Origin of the sequence: Kitasatospora sp. McL0602 (genome assembly GCF_052076145.1) — a bacterium.
Classification (GTDB): Bacteria; Actinomycetota; Actinomycetes; order Streptomycetales; family Streptomycetaceae; genus Kitasatospora.
This window is the reverse complement of the sequence record NZ_CP197246.1, coordinates 4,146,991-4,160,218: the sequence shown is the minus strand read 5'-3', so window position 1 is coordinate 4,160,218 and position 13,228 is coordinate 4,146,991. Positions and strand designations below refer to the sequence as shown.

The 13,228-nt window shown below is 70.5% G+C and carries 13 protein-coding genes; 10 read left to right on the top strand and 3 right to left on the bottom strand.

Annotated features, from left to right (window positions below; translation table 11 throughout):
- Positions 1 to 10 precede the first annotated feature (10 nt).
- Both ACR68M_RS19055 and ACR68M_RS19050 read right to left on the bottom strand, forming a co-directional pair.
- A complete protein-coding gene (locus ACR68M_RS19055) occupies positions 11 to 1,381 on the bottom strand; it encodes a glycosyltransferase (protein WP_441245304.1) in 1,371 nt (456 codons plus the stop codon).
- A gap of 499 nt (positions 1,382 to 1,880) precedes the next feature.
- Complete coding sequence (locus ACR68M_RS19050; RefSeq protein WP_441245303.1) at positions 1,881 to 2,147, bottom strand: hypothetical protein; 267 nt, start codon at positions 2,145 to 2,147, stop codon at positions 1,881 to 1,883.
- 158 nt (positions 2,148 to 2,305) lie between these two features.
- Between ACR68M_RS19050 and ACR68M_RS19045 the strand changes: the two genes are divergently transcribed.
- Positions 2,306 to 3,241, top strand: a complete 936-nt coding sequence (locus ACR68M_RS19045; protein ID WP_441245302.1) for a DUF5655 domain-containing protein — start codon at positions 2,306 to 2,308, stop codon at positions 3,239 to 3,241.
- A 90-nt stretch (positions 3,242 to 3,331) separates the two neighbouring features.
- On the opposite strand, the gene ACR68M_RS19040 is transcribed toward ACR68M_RS19045, so the two are convergent.
- Positions 3,332 to 4,081 carry a DNA-methyltransferase gene (locus ACR68M_RS19040; protein ID WP_441245301.1) on the bottom strand — a complete coding sequence of 250 codons (750 nt, stop codon included), beginning with the start codon at positions 4,079 to 4,081 and terminating at the stop codon, positions 3,332 to 3,334.
- A gap of 573 nt (positions 4,082 to 4,654) precedes the next feature.
- On the opposite strand from ACR68M_RS19040, the gene ACR68M_RS19035 reads away from it, so the two are divergent.
- The 9 genes from ACR68M_RS19035 to ACR68M_RS18995 all read left to right on the top strand — a co-directional run bounded on the left by ACR68M_RS19035 (position 4,655) and on the right by ACR68M_RS18995 (position 13,129).
- The gene (locus tag ACR68M_RS19035; protein WP_441245300.1) at positions 4,655 to 5,824 is read left to right on the top strand and encodes a C40 family peptidase; all 1,170 of its coding nucleotides are present in this window, start codon (positions 4,655 to 4,657) and stop codon (positions 5,822 to 5,824) included.
- An 80-nt stretch (positions 5,825 to 5,904) separates the two neighbouring features.
- On the top strand, positions 5,905 to 6,216 hold the full coding sequence (locus ACR68M_RS19030) for a DUF6112 family protein (protein ID WP_441245299.1): 312 nt from the start codon (positions 5,905 to 5,907) through the stop codon (positions 6,214 to 6,216).
- Between the two features lie 2 nt (positions 6,217 to 6,218).
- Entirely contained in the window at positions 6,219 to 6,917 is a 699-nt protein-coding gene (locus tag ACR68M_RS19025) for a hypothetical protein (protein WP_441245298.1), read from the top strand.
- A 46-nt stretch (positions 6,918 to 6,963) separates the two neighbouring features.
- The gene (locus ACR68M_RS19020; RefSeq protein ID WP_441245297.1) at positions 6,964 to 8,403 is read left to right on the top strand and encodes an SCO6881 family protein; all 1,440 of its coding nucleotides are present in this window, start codon (positions 6,964 to 6,966) and stop codon (positions 8,401 to 8,403) included.
- A 145-nt stretch (positions 8,404 to 8,548) separates the two neighbouring features.
- A complete protein-coding gene (locus tag ACR68M_RS19015; protein ID WP_441245296.1) occupies positions 8,549 to 10,018 on the top strand; it encodes an SCO6880 family protein in 1,470 nt (489 codons plus the stop codon).
- Positions 10,019 to 10,052: 34 nt separating this feature from the next.
- Entirely contained in the window at positions 10,053 to 10,505 is a 453-nt protein-coding gene (locus ACR68M_RS19010; protein ID WP_441245295.1) for a DUF6238 family protein, read from the top strand.
- 17 nt (positions 10,506 to 10,522) lie between these two features.
- Positions 10,523 to 12,028, top strand: coding sequence for an ATP-binding protein (locus ACR68M_RS19005; RefSeq protein WP_441245294.1), 1,506 nt, complete (start codon positions 10,523 to 10,525; stop codon positions 12,026 to 12,028).
- A gap of 35 nt (positions 12,029 to 12,063) precedes the next feature.
- Positions 12,064 to 12,480 carry a hypothetical protein gene (locus tag ACR68M_RS19000; protein ID WP_441245293.1) on the top strand — a complete coding sequence of 139 codons (417 nt, stop codon included), beginning with the start codon at positions 12,064 to 12,066 and terminating at the stop codon, positions 12,478 to 12,480.
- A gap of 79 nt (positions 12,481 to 12,559) precedes the next feature.
- Entirely contained in the window at positions 12,560 to 13,129 is a 570-nt protein-coding gene (locus ACR68M_RS18995) for a hypothetical protein (protein ID WP_441245292.1), read from the top strand.
- The last annotated feature ends 99 nt before the right edge of the window (positions 13,130 to 13,228 follow it).

The window sequence follows — 13,228 nt, the reverse complement described above, 5'->3', positions numbered from 1 at the left end:
TCTTCTCGATTCATTTCCAGGCGGAGACGCGTGTCACGTAGGACTTCACCACGGACAGCACCAGCCAGTACGTGCGCACCACGGCGTACACCAGCTCGGGGATCAGCAGGGCCTCGACGAGCATTGCTTTCCAGCCGAGATTGCGTACTCGCAGAGCCGGATAAACAATCCAGAATACGAAGAGGGCCAGGAATATCGGCGACTGGACGAACCCGGACGCCGCCGCCTTGACGAGCTGCGTGGTACCCCAGCCGAGAATGTAGACGGCCCCGACGAGCCCCATGATCATGCTCGCTATGGAATGCCAGGTGAATTTCGTCCAGCCCCGGCTGCGCAGGGTGTCCACCGTGCCCCGGCCCCACCGCTCGCGCTGCTGGATGAGTTCACGCAGCGTCGGCATCAGGTCGGTGTACGCGATGCAGAGCTGGTTCGCGGTCACCTTCCAGCCGGACTCCTTGAGCGTCAGCGTGGTCTCGTAGTCCTCCACCAGATTCCGGTGGTCCTCCCAGAAGACCTCGCCGCGCCAGTCGAGCACGCTCTGCAGGGCCTCGCCCCGGTAGAAGGAGCCGGCCCCCGACATGGTGTGGACATCGGTGCGGTAGCGCGAGTTCGCGGCCCGGCCGTACTCGATGATCTGCATGCCGAGGAGGTAGCGCTGCCAAGGATTCTGCCACAGGTCGGTCCGGCCGAGGCAGGCCGCGCTGACGCCGCCGAGCTCGGGGTCGGAGGAGATGACGTTGCGGGCCCGCTCGATGAACTTCGAATGCAGCTCGGTGTCGGCATCCATGACGAGGACATGCCGCACGCTCTCGGTCAGCCGTCCGTCGACGGCCTCTCTCAGCCAGCGGATGCCGTAGTTCAGCGCACCGGCCTTCTTGTGCGGGTTGTTGTCCAGGTTCAGCACGACGGTCGGCGGCGAGCTCGGGTCATCCGCGAACTGCTGCGCGAACATCTGGGTGCGGTCGGTCGAGTTGTTCACCACGACGATGATGAGGTCCGGCGGACGGCTCTGCCCGGCCAGCGAGCCGAGGGCCGTGAACACCCCGACCTCCTCATTACGTGCCGGGACGAGGGCAACGGTGTCATAAAGGACCGAACTGCCCACTTCGTCGAGGGCTATACGGCCCCTGCGATGCCGATTGCGTGGTGCATCCGACGCCACAGCATGTGCACGACGCGCAGTTGTACCGGACAAGACCTTCTCCCCCCGTTTAGGTGAACATTTACAGAACTCGCACCTTGTGCCATTCCCGTGAACACGGAGACCGTACCGCACGAATAGTCGAACTCTGAGGGGGGATCCGCCCCATTCGAAGACCCGACGCAGGCGCACTCGCACTCCCGGATATTCCCCCCCGGCAAAGCGCAACAATTCAGGCATCCCGACGGCCCCACACCCCCGCAGCCGCCACCCCCACCACCCCGAAGTGACAGGCGCCACACCTGCCCCAGGCGCCCCTGCCCCCGCGCTGCACCCCGGACATGACAGAGCCGGCCCGTGTCAGTGACACGGACCGGCCATGGATGTCTCAGGGAACAGCAAAAGCCCCAGGTCACGGCGAGTGAGTCCTGGGGCTTCTACAGAGCCGCCTTCGGGATTCGAACCCGAGACCTACGCATTACGAGACCATCAGCGATCGTGGCGGCTGGTTCCGCCTCGTGCTCCGTGGTGCCGTTTCGCCTGATCAGAGCATGTGCAGAGGGTTCTGTCATGACACCCCGTGTTACCTCGTCCAAAGGCGTCCGGCCGCACACCGGCCGCACATGGCCACACTGCGGCCACTGATTCGGCCAACGCGCGGCATGTCGGTACTCCACAACGGACGCCGAGTCCCCCATGCCGGGGCGGCGACCCGCAGGCCGCCACCCCGCCAGAGCCATCAGCGTCCGTGCAGACGACCGGCCAGCAGCTGGGCAGCCGAGTGGTAGCCCTCGGCGTTGGCAAGCTGACCAAGGAGGATCTCGATCGCCTCGTACTCCCCTCGGGTGATGGCCACCGGCGCTCCGTCGGTGTCGAGTGCTTCCTTCACGCTCTCGGCCAGGGCCAGCGGACCGCCCTCCGGATGGTCGACGGCGCCCGTCGCCACGCCAGCGACTACGTCGTTGTCGATCACCAGGTTGGGCAGGTTGCCGGCCTGGATCACCATCCCCGAGAACCTGGCGCTGCCAGAGATGCTGTTCGTTACACCCACCGCTGTTTCCCCCCTTGCGAGTTGATCTTTCTTGCTCGAACCATAGCGCGAAGCGGAATACGGGAGTGTCGTTTTTGATTGGTCTCTTCGTACGATCGTGCGAAGGGGGCTGGGTGAGCGATCTCAAGGTGTTTCGGCTCGGGGCGGACGGCCAGGATGTGGAGCTGCAGGGCTCGACGGTGGCGCTGGAGGTGGAGCTGCAGCGCCGGGTGGAGGCCGGGATGGAGCGGATGCTCGGCATCCGGTTCCTGGCGACGGAGTACTCGACCGGGCCGTGGCACCGGGGGCGGGTTGACTCGCTGGGCCTGGACGAGAACAACGTGCCCGTCGTGGTCGAGTTCAAGAAGGGCAACGACAGCGGGGTCGTCTCTCAGGCTGTGTCGTACCTGACCTGGTTGAAGAGCAGCCGTCACGAGTTCGAGGCGCTCGTCAGAGCGAAGCTGGGCGCCGAGGTGGCGGAGTCCGTCGACTGGCGTGCTCCGCGGGCGCTGTGCATCGCGGCCGGGTATTCGCATCACGACCGGGTGGCGGTCGGCGACCTTGGCCGGTACTGGCCGATCGAGTTGGTGCGCTACCGGGTCTTCGACGGCGGGCTACTGAGCCTTCAGCGCGTCGAGCCGATCTCAGGGGCCGTCGGCCAGGCGACTGTCCGCCGGTCGAACGCGGGCGTGGCGCCGTCGACTGCGGTCGAGGCAGAGGAGTCGTTGGCCTTCGGCGACGTCCCGGAGTGCCTCCGGGACCTGTACGGGGAGCTGGATGAGGTGCTCACCGCATCAGGCGAGGTGGAGGTCGTCCCGCTGCGGCACTACATCGCCTACCGCCGCCTGCAGAACGTGGCGAGCGTGATCTTCCGGCCGTCGCCTTCGCACCGGGCGATCCTGCTGTACCTGCGGCTGGACCCGGACATGGTGGAGCTGGAGGAGGGGTTCACGCGCGACATGCGCGGGATCGGTCACCTGGGGACCGGCGACCTGGAGGTGCGGGTCGCCTCGGCACCGGACCTGGAGAAGGCGGTGCCGCTCATCCAGCGGGCGGTCCAGGCGGCCTGACGAAAGCAGAAGGGCGGCGGGAGCATCATGCTCCCGCCGCCCTTTGACGTCTGCCGCCCTTGCAGTACCGGCTGTCCGGGGTTCTCACCGTCATGCCTCCGGACCCGCGAGGACGAAGTCGTCCTGGGTCAGCGCCGCTCGCAGCCGCTGCTCGGCGATCTCGGCGTAGTGCGGCGAGAGTTCGGCTCCGACGAAGCGCCGGCCTTCGCGCAGGGCGGCGACGCCGGTCGAGCCGCTGCCGGTGAAGGGGTCGAGGACGACACCGTCCTCGGGGCAGATCTGGACGAGCTGCTGCATGATCTCCAGCGGCTTCTGGGTGATGTGGACGCGGTCCTTGCGGGGCTGGCTCGCGATGAAGTGGCCGGGCAGGTAGATCGCCCGGCTGTTGTCGAGGGTGCCCTTGACGCCCCAGCTGATGAACTCCGCGCTCTGCTTGAAGCCGCCCTTGCGCGGTCGGCTCGCGGGCTTGATCCACGGGATGGTGCCCTGCCACGTCCAGCCGGCCATCTGCAGCGCGTCGCTGGTCGTCGGCTCCTGCCTCCAATCGCTGAAGACCATCGCGACGGAGTGCTCGGTGCTCGCCCGGTACGCCTCGGTCAGCAGCTCGGTGAGCCAGGAGCGGTAGGAGCGCTGGTCGCGGTTCTCGCCCGGAAAGGTCTTCAGGTCGTGCGCGGAGTTGGACGTCACGTACTTGGCGCGGGCGTCGCGGCTGGTGCGCTCGGAGCTGGTGCGTCCGCCGCTGTTGTACGGGGGGTCGGTGATGACCGCGTTTACGGACTCGTCAGGCAGGGCCTTGAGGACGGTGAGGGCGTCGCCTCGGTGGAGGGTGAAGTTGCTCATGGGGGCCTCTCTCAGGGCAGGGGTGGACCCGCTCCCGGCAGCGCCCGGCGGCAGCCGCCGGGAGCGGGGATGTCCGGGACGGTAGCCGCGAATTCCGGCCCGACCTAACGGCGGCGCGGACGCCGTCGGGCCTGGTGGAGGGGCCGTTTGGTGCGGCCGGACTTCGCGTCTACTGTCTCGGCATGCCAACCGGGCAGGAGGCCAACTCGGCCCGGGGTGGCCTGTGTTGATCCGTGTTGTCCCGTCCAACGGGGCATCGGCGGATCTGCGCCCACTCCCTTCCTCGTTCTTCCAGGAGACCTCGTGTTCCGGCTGAGATTACGAGCGCGGCTGGCTGCCGCGCATGACCCAAGACCGGCGTCCGGGAGCTACCAACTCCCTTGACCCGGGCCCGTCCTGAGTGGCGGATTCACCACCGGCGCGGTGCCGGCGACTTCTTCGCACGAGAGGCCGGCACCGCGTCTCCTACGAACTCCGAGGAGCCGCTGCGATGCAGCATGCCCTGGCACAGCCGTGCCTTGATCCGCCCGACCCGCTCGTCCGGGCTGTCCGCGTCGCCGAGCGGCGGCGACGATGAGGAAGTCCGCTGGCACTCTCGTCAGCCTCGTCGCGGTCGGGCCGCTGGTCCTGGCGCTGCCGATCGTGGTCGCCGCCGCCGGTAGCGCCTCCGCCACCTGCATCCCCGGTGGCGATTCACAGGCTGTGGATACCGCCGCCGTCGCTCAGCAGGTGCAGGCGATCCTGAACGGCTCCAGCCCGCTCAGCGCTCCGGGCGTCGCCGGGCTGGAGAAGCCGGACGAGCAAGTCCCCAACGCCAAGGTCATCCAGGCCACCGGCGTCGCGATGCACATCCCCGTCCGAGGGCAGGTCGTCGCTCTGGCGACCGCGCTCCAGGAGAGCGGGCTGCGCAACATCAACTACGGCGACCGCGACTCGCTCGGGCTGTTCCAGCAGCGGCCCTCGCAGGGCTGGGGCACGGCCGAGCAGATCATGCAGCCGGTGTACGCCTCGACGAAGTTCTACGAGGGGCTCAAGCAGGTATCCGGCTGGGAGTCGATGACCGTCACCCAGGCCGCGCAGGCGGTCCAGCGGTCCGGCTACCCGGACGCTTACGCCAAGTGGCAGCCACTCGCGGAGGCGCTTCAGCAGGCCATCGCTCCGCTGCTGACCAACCCGGGCACCGGTTCGACTGCGTCACCGGTGCCGGTCCCGAGCCCGACGCCGACTGGCCCGAGCACCATCACCCCGCCAACGAGCGGGGGCAGTTGCTCGACTGCCGGTGGTGATGGCAGCGACTTCGGGACGATCCCGCCCGGCACCCTCCCCCAGGGGTACGCGATCCCGGCCGACGCACCGCCCCAGGTGCAGACCGCGATCCGCTGGGCGCTCGGCCAACTCGGTACGCCGTACCAGTGGGGCGGCACCTGCAGCGACTCCCACGGCACCGACCCGATGGGCCGCTGCGACTGCTCCTCGCTCATGCAGATGGCGTACAAGGCTGGCGGAGTCGCCCTGACCCGGACGACCTACACGCAGGTCACCGAGGGCTCACCCGTGTCCGCCGGCGCGCTGAAGCCGGGCGATCTGCTGTTCACCCGCGGGACGGCCGCCGTGCCGGAGCACGTCGGGATGTTCATCGGCGGCGGCCTCGTAGTGCAGGCCCCCAAGACCGGTGACGTGGTCAAGGTCTCGCCCCTGGCCGAGTGGTCGCCCCAGATTCTGGCGGCCCGCCGGATCGTCTGACCGGCGCTTCTCCCCCCTCCCCCCTCTCCTCTTTCTCTTCGGCGCACCTTCTGCGTGCCCGCATTCCCCTGGAGTTCGTCATGTCCTACCTCGCCGACAAGGCCATCCAGCTCGCCTTCGACCCGGGCATCCAGCCCAACGAGGGCGGCCTGCCCGGTCTCTCCGTGCTCAAGCAGGTGATGGGCTCGCTGAATCTGTTCGGCATCATCGCCGTGGTCGGGGCGCTCGCCGTGAGCGCCGGGGTGTGGGCCTGGGGCCACCACTCGGGCGGCCACCAGGCCGAGGCCAACGGCAAGAAGGGCGTGCTCGTCAGTGCCGGCGCGGCCCTGCTGCTGGGTGCGGCCAATGGCGTTGTTGCGTTCTTCTCCGCCCTGGGAAGCCAGGTCAAGTGATCATGCAGAAACGTTCCACCTCTGCTTCTCGCAGCGGTACGTCCGGCGGCGCCTTCGTGCGCCGCCGGGTGCTGCTGGGCACCGTTGTCCTGGTGGCGCTCGTCGCCCTGGCCGGCCTGTTCTCCTACCTCACCCGCGACAACCGGGCATCCTCCAACCATCCTCCGATTCAGCCGAGTTCGCCCCCGGCCGCGTCAGCCTCGGCCGCGCCCTCGGCCACAGCGGGCGGCCGGACAGCAGCGCTGCCCTCGCCGCCGGACACGCGCGACCCGATCGCGTTCGGGAAGGCGGCAGCGGTGGCCCTGTGGTCGTACGACACCCGGTCCTACTCCCAGCCCGAGCTGGTGGCCGCCCTCCACCGGTGGCTGACGACCGAGGGGCAGTACATCGACGCCGACTCGGTCGAGCACCAGGTGCCCTCGCCGATGCTCTGGGGTCGGATGGCCGACTCCGGCCAGTTCGCTACCGCCACCGCTGCCGAGGCGCACTTCCCCGACAGCTTCACCCGCGCGCTGCAGGCCGACCCGGGGGCGATCACGAAGGCGTACGTGTACGCCGTCACCGTCTCCGGCAAGCAGTCGATCTCATGGAACGGCTCGCCCCAGGGCGGCGCCGAGGACCGATCGGCCACCCTCGCCGTGCAGTGCCGCCCCGATCATCCCTGCGCGCTGGTCGGCGTGATGCCGTCCGTCGCGCCCTGACACCGCGAAGGAGGTGCCCTTCGTGGGCGTCTGCGATATCCCCCTGATGAGCCAAGTCTGCACCGTGGTCGACGCGGTCAGCTTCGTCTCCAACCCCGGCAAGTCCATCACCGACGGCATCGGCGCGTGGATCGCCAAGAGCATGGGCGAGCTGGCGGCCAGCGCCGTCGACCTCGCCGCGCGGGCGGTGGACCAGACCACCGCCATCAACCTCAGCGCCCCCTGGTTCCGGGACAACTACCAGCTCATCCTGCCGATCGGCCTCATCCTCACGGTGGGCACGCTCTGCGCCCAGCTGATCCTGGCCGCGTGGCGCCGGGACGAGCGTGCCCTCGCCCAGGCCGCCTGGGGCACCATGACCGGCGTCCTGTTCTCCTTCGGCGCGATCAGCTTCACCGCCGTGGCCGTCACCACGGTGGACGCGCTGTCCGCCGGGTTGTTCAAAGCCGCGAACACATCGGTCGACGACGCGGTCAGGCGCCTGGTCAAGGTGTCCGAGCTAGGGGCGATGTACCCCCTCGGCTGGGCGATCCCCTCGCTCGTCGCGGTCGGCTGCGCGATCGGCGCGTTCCTGTACTGGGGCGTCATGGTCGCCCGCAAGGTCGGCGTCCTGGTCCTGGTCGCGCTCGCCGCGTTCGCCGGGGCCGGCGGTGGCTGGGAGGTCGCCAAGCGCTGGCGGCGCGGCTGGATCGAGGCCACCGCCACCCTGGTGGTGTCGAAACTCCTGATGACCGTGGTGTTCCTCGTCGGCGTCTCGGCGATCGGCAAGACGGACGCCAAGGACGGGCTCGGCGCACTGTCCGACGCCATGGCCGGAATCGTGATCATGGTGCTGGTCCTGCTCTGCCCGTACGCCGTCTACAAGTTCGTCCACTGGGCCACCGACGGCGGCGGCCACGACGACCTCCACCGCACCGGCGTCGCGGGCATGGCGGTCGCGGCCGGAGCGGCGAAGACCGCGGGCAGCCTCGCGATGCAGATGGGCACCGGTACCCCGGCACCGCAGGGGCCGAGCCAGGTCCCCGGCATGGACGGTGGCGGTTCCGGCGGCATCGACCCGACCGGGCGCATCAGCAAGGAAGGCATCGACGCCGGCCCTGCCCAGCCGCAGAGCAAGTTCCGGTTCGGCGAGGACTCGAGCGCGCCGGGCGACCGCGGACGCGCCCTGGTCACCCGGCCCGGCCTCCCGGCCTTGGTCACCCGCCCCTCGTCCGAAGGCGGTGGCGGTGGCGGAGAACCGCAGGCCGATGGCGGCGAGGCACAGAGCGCCTCGGCCGCTCCGAGCACCGGGGGCTTCTTCAACGCCGGTACGGTCGCGCCGCCGAGCCCGGGTTCGGCCCCGACCGCGCCTGCCCCGTCAGCGCCCGCTCCGGCTTCGGCTCCGGAAGGGCCGCCGGCCGCCGGACCGCCTCCGGCCGGAACGTCCGCACCGGACCCGGTCCGGTTCATCTACCCGAACCAGCCGCCCGCGTCCGGTTCCTCCTGACCGGACCACCACCCGGGGCGGGCCGCCGCCAGCGACCCGCCCCGGGCCCCCACCGCACTCACCGCCGAAAGGAGTCCAGCCATGGCACCCAGAAGAGCGTCGCGCCCCCGCCCGCCGCCCGCCCGCTCACCCCCTGGATCACCCGATGTCCTCAAACTCGAAGCCCGACGCCCCCGCGTCGGTCAAGTTCCCGCACCGCAGCCGCCGTGGCATCCTCCTCGGCCTCAGCGCCTCGCAGCTGATCACCGTCTCGGCCACCGGCCTGCTCCTGCTCGCTGTCCTCGTCACCCGCGGCGTCGTCGGCGCCTTCCAGCTCATACCCCTGTGGGCCGGTGTCGCCGCATTCGTCCTCATCCGCTACCGGGGCCGCACCCTGGCCGACTGGGCACCGATCGCAGTCCGGTACGCACTTCGGCGCTTCCGGGGACAGCTGGTCTGGCTCGCCCGCCCGTCCCGGCGGCCGGTGCGCGAGGGGCTGCTCCACCTGCCCGGCAGTGCGGCCAGCCTGCGCGTGGTCACCGCCCCGGACCGCCGCTACGGCGCTGTCCACGACCCGCATGCCGGCACCCTCACCGCCATCGTCAAGGTCAGCAGCCGCGCCTACGCCCTGCTCGACCCCGGCACCCAGAGCGCCAACGTGAGCGGCTGGGGGCGAGCCCTGGCCGCGCTCTCCCGCACCGGGCACGTCGCCCGCATCCAGGTGATCGAGCGCACCGTCCCCGACTCCGGCGACGCCCTTCGCCGGTACTGGGAGGAGCACGGCAAGCCCGACGCCCCACTGGCCGGTGCCCTCTACGGCGAGCTGATCCAGAACGCGGGCCCGGCCGCCGCCCCGCACGAGTCCTACGTCGCCATCGCGCTGGACTTCAAGGCGGCCCGGCGTCTGATCAACCAGGCCGGCGGCGGACTCACCGGTGGCTTCTCGGTCCTGGCACAGCTGACCTCGGCGTTCGAACAGTCCGCCCGCACCGCCGGTCTCAACCCGAACGGCTGGCTGTCCGCCACCGAGATCGCCGCCGTCGCACGCACCGCCTACGACCCCAAGTCCCTTGCCGCGCTGGACCGCTGGTCCGAGGACGGCCGCCCGGCCGCAGCCCCTGCCGCTTCGGGCCCGGTGGTCGTGGTGGAGAAGGCCGACCACATCTCGACCGACTCCGCGCACCACACCACCTACTGGGTGGAGAACTGGCCCCGTACCGAGACCAGCCCCGGCTTCCTCCACCAGGTGATGTTCGCCTCCGGGGTGCGCCGAACCGTCTCCCTCGCCTACGAGCCGAAGGACCTGGACGCCGCGATGCGCGACGTCCAGCGGAAGAAGGCGTCGGTCATCGCCGACTCCGCCGAGCGCGTCCGCAAGGGCCAGGTCGCCAGCGAGGCGGACTCGGTGGAGTACCAGGACATCCAGGCCCGTGAGCGCCAGCTGATCGCCGGACACGCCGACGTGGCACTGACCGGCCTGCTGACCGTCTCCGCCGACACCGAGGACGAGCTGCGCTCCGCATGCGCCGTGGTCGAGACGGCCGCCGTCGGCGCCCAGCTCGACCTGCGGCCCCTCACCTGGCAGCAGGCCGAGGCGTTCACCGCCTCCGCCCTGCCGTTCGCCCTCGCCGCGTAATGCCGGCCACCACCTCTTCCGAAAGAGCACCCCGATGCCGGCCACCACTGCCACCACGGCGCAGGACTTCGTCCCGTACGCGACCGCCGCGATCGACTTTCACCGCGTACTGAACGTCCCCGCAGGTCCGCTCGTCGCCTCCCGGGCCGAGCTGGACTCACTCCACGAGCACCTCGTCGCACTGCACGGCCTCCTCGACGCCCATACCCAGCGCACCTCCCCGCTGCTGCCGGCCGAGGGCGACCACCTCAAGGCCACCCGCACCCGTCTGTGGCAGGCCGCCGAGCACCTCCACGCCGCCTACCACGCCTCTCCCCGGCCGGGCAGTGGCGAGGTCCCCGGTGCCGAAGCCTGCCGAGCCCGACGCCCCGAGGGCGCCCCGGAGCTCAGCATCTGCCGCCGCCACCAGGACGCCGCCCAGCTGGTCCGCCGTCGCACCACCCCTGCCGACCTGCACTCCCCCTTCACCGGCCTCGTCCGCCACTGACCCCGGAACTCGTGATCATGCCCAGGAACCGCGCCACCGCCAGCCACCTGTTCGTCCCCCGCAAGACCTCCCGCGCCCAACAGCGCGCCGCCCGCGCCGAGTTCGCCGAGGCCCGTACCAAGGCCCGGCGCGCCGAAGCCCCTGTCGAACGTCCGGAGTTCGAGGGTGTCGACCCAGAGCTGCAGGCCACCTACCCCGCCTCGGGACGCCCTGGCCGCGCCTCCGCCCGCGGCGGCAAGCTCCGGCTGCCGAAGCACCGGATGACCACCGCAGTCGCGGGCGGGGCCTACCCCTTCCTGGCGGAAGCCGGCCTCGGCGCGGAGGGGATCTTCATCGGCCGCGACCTCCATGCCGAAGGCTCCTTCTGCTACGACCCGTTCGCCCTCTACAACTCAGGCCGAATAGAAGGGTTCACGAACCCCAACGGGGTGCTGTGCGGCGTGATCGGCATGGGCAAGTCCGCCCTCGCCAAGTCCATCGCCACCCGCGCTATCGCGCACGGCTACAAGATCTACATTCCGTCCGACCCGAAGGGCGAATGGTCCGCTCTCGCCGAGGCCCTCGGCGGCCAGACCATCGCGCTCGGCCCCGGCCTGCCGGGGAAGCTCAACCCGTTGGATGCTCCGACGCGGCCCGCCGGGGTGAGCGAGGAAGACTGGACCACCGAGGTCCGCAAGCGGCGGCTCCTGCTGCTGGCAAGCCTGGCGGCCACCGTGCTCAAGCGCGATCTGCTGCCGATGGAACACACCGGCCTCGACGTCGCGCTCGACCTGGTCGTCGCCGAAGCCGAGGCGGTGGGCACAGTGCCGCTGCTGGGCGATATCGCCCACGCCCTCGGCCGCCCCGAGCGCCTGGACGCAGCCCTCGGCGAAGAGGCCGGCGGCCTCGGCCGCGCGGTCGACGACTTGGCCCACGCCCTTCGGCGGCTCGTCCACGGTGACCTCAGCGGCATGTTCGACGCGCCGTCCACGGTCACCTTCGACCCCGACGCGCCGATGCTCTCGATCGACCTGTCACGGCTGGGCAGCAGCGGCGACGACACCGCGCTGGTGCTGGCCATGACGTGCGCGAGCGCCTGGATGGAGTCCGCGCTGTCCGACCCCAATGGTGGCCGCAGGTGGGTGATCTACGACGAGGCGTGGCGGATCATGCGGCACGTCGGCCTCCTGGAGCGCATGCAGCAGCAGTGGAAGTTGAGCCGGGGCTTGGGCATCGCCAACCTGCTCATCCTGCACCGGCTTTCCGACCTGCTGTCCGCAGGTGACGCCGGATCGCGCGGCCGGGTCCTGGCCGAGGGCCTCCTCGCGGACTGCAGCACCCGGATCATCTATCGGCAGGAGCCGGACCAGATCGCGGCGTCCATGGTCCTACTCGGCCTGACCGGTGTCGAAGCCCAGGCCATCGCCGCCCTACCCCGCGGGCGTGGCCTGTGGAAGGTGGCGGGCCTCAGCTTCATCGTGCAGCACCTCCTGCACCAGCGCGAACGCCGCCTCTACGACACCGACTTCCGCATGGCTGCCTAGCCAACTGCCAATCAACCAAAGCAAGTTGGTGACAAGTGTCGCACACCGGCCACCCGCGCATCGTCTACACCGATCATTCCGAGCTGACGGAAGACGACTTCGCCGCCTTCGAGTCCCTGATGGCCTCCCAGCGCATCGCCCGGGGCAGCGGCTTCGACGACAACTGGGAGCTGGTCCTCACCGAGGAGGGCTCGGACAGGAACGGGTGGCTGCACACCACCGGCGTCTTCCGCCCGGCTGCGGACGACCGGATCACCCGCCCAGTGCCTCTGGGCTACGTCGAAATGAAGTTCAGCCGGGACGGGACGGCCCTGCCGGACACTCCGGCAGGGGCCGACCGGCAGCGGACCACCGCCGCCCTCGCCCGCAGCACCAGCGGACACCACGGTGCCGGCGCCGAGGCGATCCCCGCCGCACCGGCCGCCGCACCGGCGGCACGCCGCACCCGCTGACCGTTCGCGCCCTGCGCGGCCACGGCCCCGGCGGCATCGATTCCAACCGGCAACCGACTTGTGCAGGGACTTCACCACCATGAGCAACCCGAGCTACTGGGTGTACGAGGGGAGCCGCCGCAGGCCCGGCGGGCTGGCGAGCGATCCGGCCCTGCTCCCCGACAACGCTTCGCCTCTCTACGGCCCGCCCTCTTCTCCCGGGCAGGCGGCTTCGCCGGAGAGCCTCGACCGCGCCACCCGCCGCCTGGCTGCGGCCGACGAGGTGGAGTTCCCGAGCCTGTTCGGCCAACTCGTCAGCAGCAACTTCGGCGCGGTCGGCCAGCTCCACGAGCTGCTCAGCGCCGCCGCTGACTGGTGCCGGGACCACGATGCGCGTCAGTACGGGGCCGAGCTGGAGACCCTGGCGGACCGAGTCGCCGATCTCGGCGAGGAGCTACACCTCGTCAACGACAGCCTCGGCCGTGAACTGGCCTCCCGGAGCGCCCGGCTGGCCGCCGCTGTCAGCCGGTCCCCCGCGCGTCCGACTCGGCCCGCACTCACCTCAGCGACTCCGGCCGCTGCCCGGGAGGGCACGCGGAAGCCGGACCCCGTGCCCCGGAGTCAGCCGCCGATCGCTGCGGCCTCGCCCGGCCACCGCCGGTCGCTCTGACCGGTGCTACCACCGGATCACGGCCCTGCCAAACCGGCGGATCTCCGCATCCTCGTTCCCTCACCCACCCACCGGCCCCGGCGCTCGCCAGGCCGCCCT

Coding starts and splice junctions, on each gene's coding strand:
- ACR68M_RS19055 (WP_441245304.1), bottom strand. CDS start 1,381: ATGCCTGAATTGTTGCGCTTTGCCGGGGGGGAATATCCGGGAGTGCGA.
- ACR68M_RS19050 (WP_441245303.1), bottom strand. CDS start 2,147: ATGGTGATCCAGGCCGGCAACCTGCCCAACCTGGTGATCGACAACGAC.
- ACR68M_RS19040 (WP_441245301.1), bottom strand. CDS start 4,081: ATGAGCAACTTCACCCTCCACCGAGGCGACGCCCTCACCGTCCTCAAG.
- ACR68M_RS19035 (WP_441245300.1), top strand. CDS start 4,655: ATGAGGAAGTCCGCTGGCACTCTCGTCAGCCTCGTCGCGGTCGGGCCG.
- ACR68M_RS19030 (WP_441245299.1), top strand. CDS start 5,905: ATGTCCTACCTCGCCGACAAGGCCATCCAGCTCGCCTTCGACCCGGGC.
- ACR68M_RS19025 (WP_441245298.1), top strand. CDS start 6,219: ATGCAGAAACGTTCCACCTCTGCTTCTCGCAGCGGTACGTCCGGCGGC.
- ACR68M_RS19020 (WP_441245297.1), top strand. CDS start 6,964: ATGAGCCAAGTCTGCACCGTGGTCGACGCGGTCAGCTTCGTCTCCAAC.
- ACR68M_RS19015 (WP_441245296.1), top strand. CDS start 8,549: ATGTCCTCAAACTCGAAGCCCGACGCCCCCGCGTCGGTCAAGTTCCCG.
- ACR68M_RS19010 (WP_441245295.1), top strand. CDS start 10,053: ATGCCGGCCACCACTGCCACCACGGCGCAGGACTTCGTCCCGTACGCG.
- ACR68M_RS19005 (WP_441245294.1), top strand. CDS start 10,523: ATGCCCAGGAACCGCGCCACCGCCAGCCACCTGTTCGTCCCCCGCAAG.
- ACR68M_RS18995 (WP_441245292.1), top strand. CDS start 12,560: ATGAGCAACCCGAGCTACTGGGTGTACGAGGGGAGCCGCCGCAGGCCC.